This is a genomic window from bacterium, from assembly GCA_026416715.1.
Taxonomy (GTDB): Bacteria; UBP4; UBA4092; order JAOAEQ01; family JAOAEQ01; genus JAOAEQ01.
On the sequence record JAOAEQ010000015.1, the window covers coordinates 63,734 to 80,389 of the forward strand.

The 16,656-nt window shown below is 42.7% G+C and carries 13 protein-coding genes; 11 read left to right on the forward strand and 2 right to left on the reverse strand.

Annotated features, from left to right (window positions below; translation table 11 throughout):
* Positions 1–173: 173 nt before the first annotated feature.
* Entirely contained in the window at positions 174–3,746 is a 3,573-nt protein-coding gene (locus N3A72_07950; protein ID MCX7919527.1) for a fibronectin type III domain-containing protein, read from the reverse strand.
* A gap of 164 nt (positions 3,747–3,910) precedes the next feature.
* Between N3A72_07950 and argJ the strand changes: the two genes are divergently transcribed.
* From argJ to N3A72_08005, 11 genes are all read left to right on the forward strand, one after another.
* Positions 3,911–5,185: a bifunctional glutamate N-acetyltransferase/amino-acid acetyltransferase ArgJ gene (gene argJ, locus N3A72_07955; GenBank protein ID MCX7919528.1), complete on the forward strand. Its 1,275-nt coding sequence runs from the start codon at positions 3,911–3,913 to the stop codon at positions 5,183–5,185.
* A gap of 279 nt (positions 5,186–5,464) precedes the next feature.
* A complete protein-coding gene (locus N3A72_07960) occupies positions 5,465–5,788 on the forward strand; it encodes a hypothetical protein (GenBank protein ID MCX7919529.1) in 324 nt (107 codons plus the stop codon).
* A complete protein-coding gene (locus N3A72_07965) occupies positions 5,769–6,455 on the forward strand; it encodes a nucleotidyltransferase domain-containing protein (protein MCX7919530.1) in 687 nt (228 codons plus the stop codon). The genes N3A72_07960 and N3A72_07965 overlap by 20 nt, the downstream gene beginning before the upstream one ends.
* 126 nt (positions 6,456–6,581) lie before the next feature.
* Positions 6,582–7,619, forward strand: coding sequence for a DUF4185 domain-containing protein (locus N3A72_07970; GenBank protein MCX7919531.1), 1,038 nt, complete (start codon positions 6,582–6,584; stop codon positions 7,617–7,619).
* Between the two features lie 57 nt (positions 7,620–7,676).
* Complete coding sequence (locus N3A72_07975; protein MCX7919532.1) at positions 7,677–8,816, forward strand: DUF4185 domain-containing protein; 1,140 nt, start codon at positions 7,677–7,679, stop codon at positions 8,814–8,816.
* Positions 8,817–8,932: 116 nt separating this feature from the next.
* The gene (locus tag N3A72_07980) at positions 8,933–10,009 is read left to right on the forward strand and encodes a hypothetical protein (protein MCX7919533.1); all 1,077 of its coding nucleotides are present in this window, start codon (positions 8,933–8,935) and stop codon (positions 10,007–10,009) included.
* Positions 10,010–10,205: 196 nt separating this feature from the next.
* A complete protein-coding gene (locus tag N3A72_07985; GenBank protein MCX7919534.1) occupies positions 10,206–10,703 on the forward strand; it encodes a DUF2284 domain-containing protein in 498 nt (165 codons plus the stop codon).
* A gap of 110 nt (positions 10,704–10,813) precedes the next feature.
* Positions 10,814–12,202 carry a tRNA (N6-isopentenyl adenosine(37)-C2)-methylthiotransferase MiaB gene (gene miaB / locus N3A72_07990; GenBank protein MCX7919535.1) on the forward strand — a complete coding sequence of 463 codons (1,389 nt, stop codon included), beginning with the start codon at positions 10,814–10,816 and terminating at the stop codon, positions 12,200–12,202.
* Positions 12,203–12,301: 99 nt separating this feature from the next.
* Positions 12,302–13,585 carry a diguanylate cyclase gene (locus N3A72_07995; protein MCX7919536.1) on the forward strand — a complete coding sequence of 428 codons (1,284 nt, stop codon included), beginning with the start codon at positions 12,302–12,304 and terminating at the stop codon, positions 13,583–13,585.
* A 124-nt stretch (positions 13,586–13,709) separates the two neighbouring features.
* Positions 13,710–14,345, forward strand: coding sequence for an HAD family hydrolase (locus N3A72_08000; GenBank protein ID MCX7919537.1), 636 nt, complete (start codon positions 13,710–13,712; stop codon positions 14,343–14,345).
* 43 nt (positions 14,346–14,388) lie between these two features.
* A complete protein-coding gene (locus N3A72_08005) occupies positions 14,389–14,817 on the forward strand; it encodes an NUDIX hydrolase (GenBank protein ID MCX7919538.1) in 429 nt (142 codons plus the stop codon).
* Positions 14,818–15,426: 609 nt separating this feature from the next.
* Here the strand turns inward: N3A72_08005 and N3A72_08010 are convergent.
* Positions 15,427–16,131 carry an SIMPL domain-containing protein gene (locus N3A72_08010; GenBank protein MCX7919539.1) on the reverse strand — a complete coding sequence of 235 codons (705 nt, stop codon included), beginning with the start codon at positions 16,129–16,131 and terminating at the stop codon, positions 15,427–15,429.
* Positions 16,132–16,656 lie beyond the last annotated feature (525 nt).

The following is a 16,656-nucleotide window of genomic DNA, read 5'->3' on the forward strand; positions in this document are numbered from 1 at the left end:
CGATGGTATTCTCCTTGTGTGAGTTTACTTCAATCCTGAAGGATTACCAACTGTAACTTAAAAAAATAGTTCGAAAGTTTTTTGTTTAGTTTTAGCAAAGGTTCGTAAAGTTCAGATTGAAAAGGCAGCAACCGTGAACGTTCAAGTTCCGTCACAAATCCATAATACTATTTTTATTTAGCTGCCGATAATTCGAATCGGGATAACTCTATCGGGACGCCGGTGAATAAGAAATTCAGAATACGGGACATCACTGTGTTTCGTGCTGTTTCCGAAATAATGGTTTCAAACGGAAACGCTAAATAAACAATTCTCCCACCGACTGCTGGTGCATATTGGATGCCGGCAACCGCAGTAGTAGCACTATATATCATACTGGTTGCTGCACCGGTTGTAGGAATAATTCCATCCGGTTGGTCTACGCCATAAATGCCATAGGTTCCATTATCAAACGCTATTCCGGTTAATCCATTAAAAATACTGCCCACTACTCCTTGCACCTGATACACCGGTTCAAATCGAACCGCATCAGCGATAACTACACTCGACGCAGCTGAATTCGTTAAAGCAATATATCCGCTCGTCCCGCTACTGAAGGTAAATGACCCTAACAGATTCCATTGCCCGCCACCGATCTGTTGATTGATATACAACGTGGTCATGCCGGAATAATAATAAACGGTATACGGTGCGTTCGATGCTCGATTACTCCCTTGTGAATACCATACATAAACCTGATAAACCCCGGATTGCGGAAATGTCGGGCGCCATATCGCTGTTGCATTTGACATGCCGGTGGTGGTTAACGCCCAGCGATAATCCGTACCATATTTGCCCGAAGCTGTCGTGCCGGTAGTCCAGTTTCCGTAATCAGAATATCCGCTGGTTCCGTTATCAATAATAATTTCAAAACCGGATTGCGTATCATTCGTTCCAAAATCAGCTTTAATAATATTATTGAGAAACGTTCGGTCAGAAGAACTGGCATACGGTGCACCATCTAAATCCCACGCAATATCCGACCCAGAAATGAATAGATGTTTACCCAACGATAAATAGGTGCTTATTTTACTCTGGAGATTGGCATCGAATGTTTTAAACTTATTGGTCATTCGGTCGGGATATCCGGTATATGTTAACTCCATCAATGGCGGGGTAACTACATGCTGTTCGCCACAGATCCAGTCGACGACGGTATAACTGGTTAACTGCGTAAACCCATTTTCAACCGCTTTCTTCGATGCGGAATCGAACCAATATCCGGCATTCGCAATCGCTTTCCCATGCTGGATGATATAATCGAACGAATTCCCTAACTCCTGGTAATTCGCATAGATATTATTCCCCTGCCCGTGTCGTGATGCGGTTTGAACAACAAAGGCGGTCTGCTGACCAATCAACGGTGCATTGAACAATGGCCAGACTCCAGGGTCTTCGCGCGGGAATCCGGTTGTATCCGCATTTACTTCCGGCCGACTGATTCGTTCGAATCCGTTTACTACCAGAATATCCGCAGTGCTCCCAACTCGGGTTCGTGCAGCGAGAACTTCGGTCGGAAAACTTTCACCGCCGGAATTATATGCGGTAACTTTAAAATAATAGATCGTGTTTGGCAATAGACCTGAAATAACGATGGTCGTTGAACTGCTTAAGGTTCCGTTATCGAACCCTTTTCCATCAAGACTACGGTATACCACATAACCGGTCGGAGTAGCAGTCGGTTCCAGCGGATCGGTCGTTGCTGACCAAGTTAATCGGAGCGTTCCATCGCCGATATTGATCACGCGGAAATCTTTCGGTGGCAACGGTAGAACGACCGGGGTTCTGCCATCTTGTGCCGCTAAAAACCGGAGTATCCCTTTATAGGTCGCGCGAGCTAGGTCGTGCCGGAACTGCGGGTCGAGCGCATACATCATATCATTCATATTTTCATGCGAGAAACTTTCGAGGAGAACCGAAGGACAATTGGGTCTTCGCGCTTCAGCATAATTCGAATTCCAAATAGCATATTCCCGCCAAGTACTGGTATATAACGCACGTAAATCAGATAATGTCTGATTGTGAATACAGGTGGTTAGTGAATAACTCAATTGCCGACTTCTTCCATCCGGAAAAGTATCTAATCCATATTGGTCATATAAATACCAGATACTTAACGAGCCGTGTATTGAAGTTGGATATACTCCCGCATCGCTATGAAAGGTTACCATCGCATCTATCGGAATCCCTTGACCTGGGTCGCTCCGATACCCGTTCGGTCCGTTCGGTGCACCGCTATACCAATTTGCAAATTCGCCACGCAATGAATAATCGGAACTATAATCGCTATATGAAAATAGATCGTATACCGTAGTCGCTGGTGCACCAACATATTGCGCATAATATTTCGCACCTTCAGTATATTTATAACGTCCACTGGTGCTGGTTCCGCGAGTGATTAATCCTACTCCACCACCGAACCGCACCGCATCCGCAGAAACGGTAGTTCCGGCTGTCGTTGAAACATTAGTTAATACCACAGCTGCGGTAGCGCTATTCCGACCGGTATCGAAATAGAATGTACCTAGATAGACCCAAGTTCTCCCATTAACTCGTTGGTCGACGATAAACTGCGTAGTCCCGCCGCTATGGTGAACGAAATACCGTGCATCTGGTGCACGTGTTGTTCCTCGATTATATGAAACATACACCGCATAGTTCCCAGCAACAGGGATATTCGGAGTCCAGACCGCTCGAGCGGTTTCGGTTACCGCAACGGTAGCGAGCCGGGTTGACCCAAGCGAAAAAGGATTTATCCCGCTGGTATATGGTGAATATCCGTTAGCGAATCCGGTATTAGGTGTATCATGTGACCACGAGCCGGTTTCCGTATAGGTTCCATTATTGGGATTACTACTACCATCTGCGTTATCTACTACAATTTCACGAATTTGCGTATCCCGTTCCCGAGCGGTTAAAACGTACGCACCCGCATTCTGCAGCATCGGAATCATAAACAGATTCACGGTCGCTGCATTTGAATAATCTTCATTCATAGTATATAAATACGGTCGTTGCAACACCCAATTCGTTCCGTTATGATACCAGCCATGCCCAGCGGAAACAAAAATATTTTTCCCAGCGAGTCCATTCGTCGGGATCGGAACGACTCGGGAAGTATTGACCGGTCCACCACCAGCGAATGTAACCCTTGCTGGTTTTTCACCTGTAAAAGTAGTTCCTTGTGCTCGGTCAAGTTGTTCTCGCAGGTGTTTCGTATCCGGATAATAATATGCTGGGGATTTCCCTTCGATAGTATAAATAAACCCGGTTAGACCGGTAACATTATGCAACGCAACGCGAAATTGGTCAGAAATCTCATCTACCTGCACATCACTAAATCCTTGACTAACCAATTCTTTTGAAAAATCAGCATAAACTATCCCGTCTTTAATATCCAGTGAGTTCAATTTCGTTCCCACAGGAATCGCTGAACGAAGGCCGGATTTCTGTTCATCTAATGTTGGTCCTTCGAGCAATGCCAGGATAATACTTTTCGTTTGTTCACGTTGCGACCATGAGTCCGATTTTCCGGTAAACCGTTGGTATAATTTTTGTGCCGGACCGCGGGATACTTCAATTATCATCCCAGGTTCGGTTCCGTAGAACCGGAACATGATATCCGAATTATTCTGTGCGAAACTCAAAGTGATTGCGATACAATAAGATACAATGAGCACAATTTTACATTGCAATGAATTATCCATAGGTTAATAGTTTCCTTTTTTCTTAGATAGATACCTTAATAGTATTTCATTATAAAGCATATACAACCATTTAGCAACCATCCTTTTAAATCAATTTATTTTTAAATATTATTCTCACTTATTCTTTTGAAAAACCATGGATTTTCAGCTATGATAATTACATGATGAAAACTTATAAACGTATCAACGGCGGGATTACCGCTCCGCACGGGTTCCTCGCATCAGGAATCTCCTGCGGATTGAAAAAGAAACAGGATGCGAAAGATTTAATGCTGATTTATTCCGAAGTACCGGCAGTCGCTGCCGGAACGGTTACGACGAATTTAGTTAAAGCGGCGCCGGTTCTAGTTGATATAGAACAACTCAAATCCGGAACCGCACAAGCGGTTCTCGCTAATTCGGGGAATGCGAACGCGTGCACCGGCAAATCGGGATTGCAAAATGCTTGGGAAATGGTCAAACTGACTGCAAAATATTTACAGATACCAGCATCATCAGTTCTCATTGCGTCAACCGGTGTTATTGGCCAACCGTTGAACATGGATAAAATCAGACCGGGAATTAAACGAGCGGTGGAATCATTATCAACTACCGGCGCGAACGATGCAATGTACGCGATTATGACTACCGATACATTCCCAAAAGAAATCGCTCTTGAACTGATGATCACTGGCAAACCGGTTCGAATCGCAGGAATTGCGAAAGGTGCAGGAATGATTGCTCCGAATATGACCATCACTGGCAAACATGCGACTATGCTTTGCTTCCTGACCACGGATTGTGCGATATCGAAATCAGCGTTATCAACCGCACTGCAGGAAGCGGTATCACAATCGTTCAACTGTATTACCGTTGATGGTGATACCAGCACCAACGATACCGTGTTAATTTTAGCGAACGGTCTCGCTGGAAATAACAAAATCAATTCGCGTTCTTCTGCTGGATTCTCCGCATTCCAATCTGCATTGAATTATGTCTGTGCTGAACTTGCACGGCTGATTGTTCAAGATGGCGAAGGAGCAACGAAATTTGTTGAAATTCAAATTAAGAATGCTAGAACCGTCAAGGAAGCAAAACAAATCGGGTTTACGATTGCCAATTCACCGTTAGTCAAAACTGCTCTTTTCGGGAACGATGCGAATTGGGGTAGGATTATGGCAGCGATTGGAAGAAGTGGTGTCGCGATTAATCCGGAGAAGATTGATATTGTTTTAGCGGGTAGCAAGCAACGGGTATCGAGCAGAACAGGAGAAACGCAACTCCCGCTGGTTATAAATGGACAAGGAACCGGTTTTAACGAACAGAAAGCGAAAGAAATCTTACAATCGCCGGAAATAAAACTGGTTATCGATTTACATCTAGGGAAAGCGGGAATCACAGTCCAGACCTGCGATTTATCGTTCGACTATATAAAAATTAATGCTAGCTATAGAAGCTAAATCTATATAGCCACAGATGCGCATAAAATCTAATGTATATTTCAAAGATTATTCTTGCCAGACGTGGTTAAGGTTATGTTTAGCGGGATTTGGGAGAAACTTGTATCCGTGGCAATAGCATTCATTCTATTAGTCCTATTTATTTAATCCTTTCTTTCAATTACCCAACATGAATAGTTCATTTACCATTTGTTAGGTAATATTTTTCTTGACAATAGTTACCCAACACGATGTATAATTATATGGTTTGTTAGGTAACCATAAACATGAGGATTTATTATGCAACGTGGAGTAATAAAAAGCGTTTTAGCTGAAGAATTAGAGAATTCACTACGAATGAAAAAAGGATATGAACAGGCGCTGCGAAAGCTACCTCGAGGGTGCCTAGTAGTCCGGAAAATCCGCGGGCATGAATATTATTATTTAGTCAGACGCGAGGGGTATAAGGTTAGGTATATTTATAAAGGTAAAGTATCCGATGTAGAGGTTAAAAAATATGAGGAAGCAAAAATAATGAGAGCTAAATATCGCAAGTTATTAGCCCAGGTTAATAAACAGATTCGATTTTTAAGGAGTGCGTTACGTGGAAAAGAAGCAATCTGAATTATGCCTAGAAATACTACACCGATTTCATAAAGTGGGGATATTATCCGATTGTATCCTTATCGGAAGTTGGTGCCTGTATTTCTATAAAGAATATTTTTCTACAGTGCCTTTTATTGACCAGACTACAATCAAAACCCGAGATATTGATTTTTTAATAACCAAACCAAGGAGAATACAGACGAAAGTTAATATTCCAAAGCTTCTTGAAAATTTAGGTTTTCTCGTTGACTTTAAAGGAACGAAAGGATATATCAGACTTAATCATCCTGATTTAATTTTAGAATTTCTGGTACCGGAATTAGGAAAAGTAACCGATAAACCTTATCCGCTGCCGCAATTTGGTCTAAATGCACAACCGTTACGAATGCTCGGATTCCTCGCCCAGAATACTATCCAAGTTAAGCTAGATGATATTTCGATAACCCTACCCCATCCAGCAAACTTTGCGTTGCATAAACTGCTTATATTCCAGCGGAGAAAAAATAATGAAAAGGCATTGAAAGATCGTACTACTGCTATAGTTGTTTTAAAAGTTCTTATCCAGCAAGGAGAATCGGAAATAATTCAAAAAGTATTTAATTCTATTCCGCAAACCTGGCAGAAAAAAATTATTAAAGTATTGAAAGAAGCTGAAGAAACCGAAATGGTAGAAATATTAAAATAAAATTAAATGTCATCAAATCAACTTCACATTAAGCGCTTAGCACGTTTTACACAAAGCTTTTATCTGTGGTTATCCGGGGTTGCTATAGTGTTTTTAGTTTCTATAAGTTCCGCTCATGAGTTTTCTGTGGTTCCCTATCCGGAATATAATACCTTGATAGCGCAGACGACCGGTTGGACTGGCGCGGATGGTGCGTATTCGGTACCACTATCAGATAAGGTGACTCTATGGTTATACGGCGATACCTGGATTGGCGATATTGTTGATGGCAAACATTCCGGCGGAACGATTATCAACAACTCGATTGCACTGCAGCATGGGATTAATCCGAAAACCGCTTCGCTAAAATTCTATTGGAAGACAGATTCGACGGGAAAACCGCGTGCATTTTTTACCCCTGATGACGGACTCGGTTGGTTCTGGTTACAAGCGGGGATGAAGGTGAATACGAAACTCTATATTTTCCTTTCGCAAATCGTTTCTACGCAAAGTGACCCGAACTCTATCTGGAATTTCAAAGGAGTCGGCACCTGGTTAGCGGAAATCGAGAATCCTACCGATGACCCGATGAACTGGCGTATCCGGCAATATAAAGTTCCGTTCGGCAACTTCGATGGAACAAGCACCTACTTTTTCGGCGCTGCGGTTATGCAGGTCGGGAAGTATATGTATATCTACGGCTGTCAAGATGAACCGAGTCAATGGATTGTTGGGAGGAATATGATACTCGCGCGAGTTCCGGCGAATCGGTTAACTGAATTTCGTCAATGGCGATTTTATAATAACGGGAAATGGGTATCTGATTCGAAACAATGCTCGTATCTATTCAATGGAATTGCACCGGAATATTCGGTCAATTATCTACCGTATTTGAAAAAGTACGTTTGCGTTTATACCGAACTCGGAATGTCGAACCGTATCCTGATGCGCACAGCACTGAAACCGTATGGTTCCTGGAGTCAGCCGACTACGGTTTATCTCTGCCCGGAAGTAAGCTGGAACTCGACTTATTTCTGCTATGCCGCAAAAGCGCATCCGGAATTATCCGAATCTATGGATGAATTGATTATAACCTATGTCTGCAATTCGTTTGATTTCTGGCAGATGGTCGCTGATTCTCGTATTTACTTCCCGCGGTATATAAAACTGAAATTTAAAAATTAAACCTTGAAGACATAGCGAACATACACCACAGTATCCAGAATAACCGGAGTTATCTATATGCTAAAAAACATAAGATTGTATCTCGTGATTATCTATCTAATTTGTAACTATTTTTACTTAACACCAAACGGCTATCCAGAAATCGCTTATGCGATTAAAGTTGATAAAATCGCTCGGTTGACCGGAACGAAAGGGTCGGATTCGATCAATCCGACTTGGGAAGTTGATATCGGTGGGGTTGACCTCGGGAGTATGATGTATTTTCAGGGTACAACCTATTTTCTTTTCGGGGATTCGTTCTCTTCTGAAGGGCCAGGTGACGGATGGCGATGGAATACAATGGCATATAGTTCAGATACCGTTTTAACTGATGGGATAACATTCGACGGGTGGATAACCGATAAATCCGGTCGCGCCCGTGAGATTATCCGCGATACGCGAATGAATCCGATAACGAATATTCCAACTGGCGGCATTTGTATCAACAATAAATTGTATGTATGGTATATGACGCCACGATTCTGGGGTTCTAAAGAAGACCCAGTCTGGCAATCCCATTTCGCTGGACTCGCCTGGTCGGATAATTTCGGACAATCGTTTCAGATTCAAGAAGATTTCCAGTTCCCGAGTAATACTAATTTCGGAATGGTTGCTGCTGCTAGCGGAAACGATGACCCGAACCTAAACGATGGATATGTTTATCTCTGGGGAACTCCGCCGAACCGACATGGTGGCGTTAAACTCGCTCGGGTTAACCCGAATGAGATAACTAATATAAAATCATATCAATTTTTCGGTGGATTAAAAAATAAAAAACCGGTCTGGATTAAGAACGAATTTGAAGCCCCGCTTATTGTTCAACCACGCGTCGGTGAAATGTCGGTCATGTATAACCGCTGGGCGAACGTATGGATGATGCTCCACGATAGATATAATCCATTAACCATGAAAAAATCGAGTTCTGAAACTGCAGGGGATATCGTTCTCCGGCAATCGCCTACTCCGTGGGGACCGTGGTCGGAACCAATCGTTCTGATTCCAAGTTCGACTTATAACGATTTAGCGTATGGATCATATCTAAATCCGCATTATGTTGAAAATAACGGGGAATCGGTCTATTTTATCATGTCGCTCTGGATACCATACGATGTTTACCTGATGAAAGCAACGTTTCGGAAAATGGAACGTAACCGCTAAACGGTAATGAGTTTTCCCTTGTAATCTTGCGGAAAATAAAATATTTGACAGAGAAATTTACTTATTCTATAATATCAACTGGATAAATATGAATTCTAAAGGAGGTGAAAAATTAAATGAATAAAAATATAGTATTGTGTATTCTATTACTTCTAGGTTTCAGTTTTCTTTGTGTTACCATATCTTTCGCCGGGAGTAAGCCAGTTTTTGCCGAATATGTTACTGGTGGTGTTTTCCAGCAGACTTGGAAAAAAATTATTGGTGATGAAACAATCATACCTGCTAATTCCGATACAGCATACCCCGCTGGGCAAGTTTTCCCGAACCCAAGCGGAGACGGTTGGGTGATGAAAGTCGTTGCTGCTCCTGGCGGACTCGGTGGTGCAGGAGCGGTTGGGGGAAATGAATCATGGACTGATATGCTCATTTCAGCGAATGTATTTATTAATATTGATATTACTGCTCGGCATGATACGATGATCGGCGGAAGAATGGCGGTAACCACTCCCGTCTGGGGGTCAGGAGTTCGTGGCGGGTACTATACACAAGATTTTTGGGGTATAACCGTTCCCTGCTGGGCTACCCGAGATAATTATTCCGCACCTAATCCGACTGTTCCGACAACATATACCAGTAACGGTTGGCATCGGATAATTCTGGTTTTTTCCGGGAGCGAAGTAAAAATGTATCTCGATATGACCTATCCAGAAGTTGTCAATGCGTTGAATACCGGAACACCAGCTCCTCTGATTACTACTTCGGTAACTCGCACTGAAGGTGGGGTTGGTTTTTATTCCTGCTATCAGGCATCAGGAGTCGCGACAGGAGAACCAGCGTATGCGGATGATATTGAAGTATATCTACCGCCGTATGAGCTTCCACAGCTTGTATTATCACCAACAACTACAGCGCAAGTTTCTATAGGTCAGACGAAAACATTCATTGCGAGTGAAGGTACCCCGCCATATTACTGGGCATTAAGCACTACCGGAATCGGGTCGATTGATACCTTCAGCGGAGCGACCGTAGTGTTCACTGCAGAAAATGCAGGAGTCGTTAATTTGATTTTAACCGATTCAACGTTACCAACTCCGCTTAAACAAACAGCAACGATTACCGTTGTGCCGACATCAGCGCCGCTGTTTTTGGATAGAGATAGCAGTTATTACTCGCGAAAAGAGTTGTTTGAATAAAGCGCAGATTCTGTAACTGTATATCTCCAAGCGAAGAATGGAACGCTTTCGTTCTATTCTTCGCTTTTATTATTACCCACTAAATTCGTCAATCCATTGCATCGCATACTATACCGTCGATTCCTTCCCGGTATCCGCATTGCTTGTTCAATAGATATTGTTTATAATAATCTTACCTAACTATTAACTATCGTTTATGAGACGATATCTCAAATATATTCAACAAGCAAACCAACTCGGCGCAATCGAATCGAAACTTATTCCGGTGAAAAGTATCGTAACTGCGGAATGGGTTCGGCTTAAATGCCAGTTCGGTTGCGGTGGGTATGGCAAACGGTTAACCTGCCCACCGTATTCGCCTACCCCAGAACAAACCAAACGGATGCTCTTGGAATATACCGATGCGCTCCTGATTCATGGCGATGAATATACTGATATCCGCCAGATTGTTGCATCGTTAGAACGGTCGATTTTCCTTGATGGATATTATAAAGCGTTCGGGTTCGGCGCAGGACCTTGCACTCTCTGCGCAACCTGCGCGAAATTCTGCAAGCATCCGGAAGAAGCTCGGCCGGCAATGGAAGCTAGCGGTATCGATGTCTATGCGACTGTAAAAGCGAACGGTTTTCCTATCGACGTGGTTCGAGATAGAACGTGTAAAGAGAATTATTATGGACTTGTGCTGATTCAATAGCAATATATCGCCTGAAAAATATTTCTCTTCAGATACTTTAAGATTAGACTTTCCGTTAGAATCTTCCTCTGTTTTCTGATAACACTGTATTAGGATAAAATAATATATATATGATGAGGGAAGGTAAATCTATATATCTTTGCACGTTCGGCTGCCAGATGAATGAACATGATTCCGAACGGATTGCGGGACTCCTTGATTCTGCGGGGTACCAATTCGTTGACCGAGAAGACATAGCAGATATTATTCTATTCAACACCTGCTGTATTCGAGCGAGTGCTGAACAGCGAGTATATGGGCGGGTATCCCAGCTCGGCAAATTGAAAAAGCGGAAGCCGGAATTGCTTATTGGTATCCTCGGTTGTATGGCAGAAAAACAACAGGATGAAATATTCCGGAAACTACCGATGGTTGATTTCGTTATCGGCCCACGACAATGGTTTCGGATCAAAGAAACATTAGATGATGTAATACAGTCTCGGCAGCAGAAAGTAGTTTGCGGAGTTGAGATTGCTCCGCAAGTGTTCCAGAAACCGAAACGATTCGGCAAGATTAAAGCTTGGGTCTCGATCATGGAAGGATGCAATAATTATTGCGCATATTGTGTTGTCCCTTATGTTCGTGGGTATCAGGTATCAAGACCGGCTCATGAGATTATCGCTGAAGTTGAACAGTTAGCGAACGATGGATATAAAGAGATAACCTTACTCGGGCAGAATGTTAATGCATACCGCTACTGCGAAATTCCAAATAATCATTCAGAAATCAGCGTTCCACAATCCGAAATTAGTTTTGCGGAGTTATTGCGCCGGTTGAATCGTATCGATGGAATTCAGCGAATACGATATACGACCAGTCATCCACGCGATTTCAGTCTCGAGATAATCCAAGCAATACAGGAGTCGCCGAAAGTATGCGAGCATTTCCATCTGCCAATCCAATCCGGGTCGGATTATATCTTAAACCGTATGAATCGAGGATATACCTTCGCGCAATATCAGCAGCTGGTGCAAGAAATTCGGAATCGGTTTCCGACCGCTAGTATCACTACGGATATTATCGTCGGTTTCCCCGGTGAAACAGAAGAAGAATACCAGAAAACACTCGAGGCGATGCGAACTATCCAATGGGATAGTGCTTTCTTGTTTATGTTCTCGCCACGGAGTGGAACGAAAGCGGCTACGTTAGATAATCCGGTTCCGCTTGCGGTTCGGAAACAGCGGATTCGTGAAGTAATCGAACTTCAGAAACAAATCAGCACGGATAAACTAAAACAACTGATTGGTAAACGAGTTGAAGTTCTCGTTGAAGGGCGTGCTAAGAATAAATCGCATCAATGGTTTGCAAAACGCGCCCATGACCTAGTCTGGTTCGGTCGTACTCGGCAGAATATCGTTGCAGTATTTCCGGCAGATAGACCAATTCAGCCGGGTGAACTTATTTCCGTGACAGTCAAGGATACTTCGGCATATACTTTATTTACCGAACCGGCAGAATAATTAAAAGTGGAATATGCTTTTTTATAGCAGGATTATTCTTTTTCTGTTATAGAATTACATTTTAAATTGATTAGAATAGTTATTACGATTGAGTGAATAATGGCTGAATCGACTGGGGTAGATAAACCAAAAAAAGAATTGCGACCGGGGGTTGGTGCATATTGGGGTGAAGAATTTAAACCGTATGGAATGTCAACGGTGAAACTTATCAGCGTAGCGCTTATCGTATTAATGATTTGCACCGCTGCGGTGTTAATTCTCTATTACGTTGCTCGGGAAACGCTGATTGATGAAGTTCGTCGCCAGCTGGTTAGTGTCGCGAGTACCGCTGCGTTACAGATTGATGCGGAGAAACATAAACTATTACAGACTCGCGCTGATGAAACTACTGAAACCTATCGTTCGATGAAGGAAGTATTACGGCGGATTCGGGTCGCGAATCCGGATATCCGGTTCATCTATACCATGACCAGCACCGACCGACCGAATATCTGGCAGTTTGTGCTTGATGCGGAAGAAGACCCAGCTAAAGTATCGCATATTGGCGATGAATATGATGTCTCGCAATATCCGCAGATGAAAGAAGCGTTTTCCGGCGCAATTGCGGATAAACAGCTATCTACCGACGAATGGGGAACCTTCCTATCCGGTTATGCTCCTATCTACGATAAAGATTGGCAACCGATAGCGATTCTTGGCGTTGATATGACGCAGGATAATGTCCAGCGGCGGCTCCATGTTCTAGAGGGATATTCAACGCTGGTCTGGTTGATTTTTCTAACCTTAATCATCTTATCAACGATTCTCTATTACCAGCGAACACGACTGCTTACTATCCAGCGCGATATCGCATATCAGCTATCATTAACCGACCAGTTGACCCAACTTGCGAACCGGCGTCGGTTCGATTTAATGCTCGATTTCGAGTTCCAGGTTGCATCGCGATACCAGCGTCCGTTATCGTTGATTATGGGCGATATCGATAATTTTAAACAATATAATGATACGTACGGTCATCTCGCTGGTGATGAACTGCTGCGGAAACTTGCGCATCTGATTCAAGCTTCTGTTCGGAAAGTAGATTTAGTCGCTCGGTTCGGTGGTGAAGAATTTGTTATTCTGTTGCCGAACACAGATGCAGCGGGTGCGGTACAGTTAGCGGAAAAAATCCGAAAAATTATTGAATTGGAAGATTTCTCTCCGATATCAGGAAAAACAATTACTCCGGTTACGATTAGTTTCGGCGTCGCTACGTATCCGACCCATGCGAAAACGAAAGAAGAATTACTCGACCATGCAGACGATGCTCTCTATATGGCAAAACAAGCTGGTCGAAATCGGACGAAAATCTATATAAATTCTGAAGAAGTGAAGAAAAGTTAAGCTAAATAGGGTAAATGGGTAATTGCACCAGCGAAAAGGTAGCGGGATGAATTAATAGGAATCCAATGTGTTTCCTCTATACTCAAATCTATCTCATTTAACTTATTTAGCTGATTAAACCATTTTGAGTTTTAACCTAATAGTTTTTGATTTCGACGGAACAATAGCGAATACTTCTCCGTTAATTTTCGCTTCAATCAATGCGGTTGCTAAGAAGTTTCTTGGGAAAACGTTCACCCCGCAAGAGATAATCGCTATGTATGGACCAACGGAGGAGCAGATTATCGCTTCGTTAGTTCGTCCGGACGATTATAACGCAGCGATAACCGAGTTCTATTCCGTTTATGCGGGGAAACCGGAACTGGTTGAATCGTTTCCCGGATTTTCGGAATTCTTACAGCAAGCGAAACAGAAGAACATTACACTCGGAATATTTACTGGGAAAGGCAGAAAAACCTGTTTAATCAACCTGCACGAGTTAGGATATCAGGAGTATTTCGACTATATTTATACCGGCGATGATGTTAAGAACCGGAAACCGCATCCGGAAGCGCTCCTAAAAATCATTGCGGACGCGAATGTTGACCCTGAGCTAGCGATATATATCGGTGATTCGGTTGCGGATATCACCTGTGCGCGCGCTGCCGGAATCAAGTTCGGCGCAGCGTTCTGGGATCCCTTGGCAGATAAACGAATCCTTGACATGCGACCAGACTTTATCTTTTATACTATTGAAGAGTTAAAGGTTTTATTATACTAATATTTTCATTTTAAAATGCTAATTTTGCAATGTTAAATGTAAAATGAGTATTAAAAAGAATCCGATTCCTACCGTTGATATCATAATCGAGATGCCAAACGGCGGGATTGTTCTGATTGAACGGAAGAATCCGCCGTCAGGATGGGCGATTCCTGGCGGGTTCGTGGATTATGGTGAATCGTTAGAGACCGCAGCGGTTCGTGAAGCGAAAGAAGAAACCTCGCTTGACGTTGAACTGATTACCCAGTTTCATACCTATTCCGACCCGAACCGCGATGCACGAATGCATACAATTTCAACGGTATATCTCGCTAAACCGACTGATCCGAACGCTTTACCGAAAGCGGATGATGACGCCAAACATATCGGCATATTTACCGAATCTAACTTACCACCATGCATCGCATTCGACCACGCGCAGATCCTAGCTGACTATTTTCATTTCAAAAAAACCGGAAAACTACCGTTATAGCCACCCATAAATGGCTGGGCTATTTTCAATCATTCACATTCTGCGGATTTAAAAAAAATCATTTCCTAAGCCCAGACCGAGGCGATCGAGTTTATTCCAGTATGCAATGCTGGGAAGGTGGAACGTGAGAGGTCAATCAATCCCGTAGGGATGACTGAATCTAGCCCAGCATAGAATGCTGGGAAAGAGGATTGATTAATAGTGGTGAGCCCCGAACGGGGCGGCTGAATCTAGCCCAGCAACAAAGGAAGTTATTGCAAATGTTCAACCGTCCCTGAACGGGACTTACGGTTATGGTTCCCTATTAGTTTCCCAGCCATAAATGGCTGGGCTAGTTTCCATCATCTGCCTTAGGCAGATTTACAAAAGGCATTTCGATAGCCCCGAATGGGGCGACTGAATTTAGCCTAGCATAAAATGCTGGGAAGAAATTGATACGAAATTCGTTCAGTCCCGGTCGGGACGGCTGATAATAATCTCCTATTTCAACGGTTCAGTCGAAACCAATGGGACTAACCAAAGTCCGAACTTCGGACTTTGGTTAACCATATTATCATTCCAGCTATCGTTCTTTTGTTCTACGGTCAGCGCGCTACATCAGGACATTATCTATTTCAACGTATACGTTGCGTTCAGGGTTATATTAATATCCTTCTGGCGGGTAGCAGTGTTATATACACCATACGACTGAATTTCGGTTGAAAACGGTTCATTTATTTGGAAAATTCCGCTCCGAGCAGAAATGAGTTTATCTAATTTAACTCCAGCGTTTTTCGCGATTTCTTGCGCTCGTTTTTTCGCATCTTGCGTCGCTAACGCTAAAAGTTCCCGTTTTATCTCCGGAAGATTCGAAAAATAATATTCCACATTTGCAGAATCAAGAATAATCCCTTTATCAATAATAAATTTCGGGTTTAACGCAAGTTGCTCTACTTTCGGGATATCTTTCGAGATAACAAAAATTATCTGACGTAACGTGAACCCAAGCTGTTGCCCATATCGGTCATATTTTTGCTCAGACATAACCGGTTGGACGGTGATATCTTTCGGGTCAACGCCATTCGATTTCAATAATTCAACCAATAATTCCTCATCTTTTTTCAACTGGTCATAACCCAGTTTCATATCTTTTAAATCTGCAAATCGGGTTATGGTTACCCGCCATTTGATGATATCCGATTCATATCGTTTGGTTGCGGTGCCAATAACGCTTATCGTTTCACGACCTGAACGACCAGCATAAAAAAATAATCCGAAAATAAACATCCCGATGATAAATGACCACCCGAGAATTCGTGCTTCTTTCTTTTGCATACCTTAGTTCTCCTTTACAAAATAAAATGGTTTGAATATTATCATACATTAATTTCATAAAATATACAATCAGCTACTATTACTATGCCAATTTCGGTTTTTCAAGCTTTTTCTTCCGGATTATTGTCATCATACAACTGTCTGGGGATAAATCATTCGCCAACTTGATAAACACCTGATTTAGTTATGGTTGTAGGAGTTATATAGAGATATTGGAGAAATATGTAATTTCTTAATATTTATTTTTACTATTTCTCAGTCAAGTTCAGTATTTAGATTTATTGCGGTTATCAATTCTACTGTCCGATTTCAAACGATAGCGATATCCGTTATCCACAGACAGCCCTATCCGCTATTCACAGCCAGCTAGAAAAAGATTAAGCTCCAAGATAGGCGACCGAATTCAGTCTAGTTTGGAATATTGGGGCATAAATGTGATTGATTGACGGTGGTGAGCCCCGAACGGGGCGGCTGCATCTAGCCCAGCAACAAAGGAAGTTATTGCAAATGTTCAACCGTCCCTGA

Bases quoted from the DNA above. Each gene is read 5' to 3' on its own strand.
- N3A72_08005 (MCX7919538.1), top strand. From the start codon at position 14,389: ATGAGTATTAAAAAGAATCCGATTCCTACCGTTGATATCATAATCGAG.
- N3A72_07975 (MCX7919532.1), top strand. From the start codon at position 7,677: ATGCTAAAAAACATAAGATTGTATCTCGTGATTATCTATCTAATTTGT.
- N3A72_07980 (MCX7919533.1), top strand. From the start codon at position 8,933: ATGAATAAAAATATAGTATTGTGTATTCTATTACTTCTAGGTTTCAGT.
- N3A72_08010 (MCX7919539.1), bottom strand. From the start codon at position 16,131: ATGCAAAAGAAAGAAGCACGAATTCTCGGGTGGTCATTTATCATCGGG.
- miaB (MCX7919535.1), top strand. From the start codon at position 10,814: ATGATGAGGGAAGGTAAATCTATATATCTTTGCACGTTCGGCTGCCAG.
- N3A72_07985 (MCX7919534.1), top strand. From the start codon at position 10,206: ATGAGACGATATCTCAAATATATTCAACAAGCAAACCAACTCGGCGCA.
- N3A72_07950 (MCX7919527.1), bottom strand. From the start codon at position 3,746: ATGGATAATTCATTGCAATGTAAAATTGTGCTCATTGTATCTTATTGT.
- N3A72_07960 (MCX7919529.1), top strand. From the start codon at position 5,465: ATGCAACGTGGAGTAATAAAAAGCGTTTTAGCTGAAGAATTAGAGAAT.
- argJ (MCX7919528.1), top strand. From the start codon at position 3,911: ATGAAAACTTATAAACGTATCAACGGCGGGATTACCGCTCCGCACGGG.
- N3A72_07995 (MCX7919536.1), top strand. From the start codon at position 12,302: ATGGCTGAATCGACTGGGGTAGATAAACCAAAAAAAGAATTGCGACCG.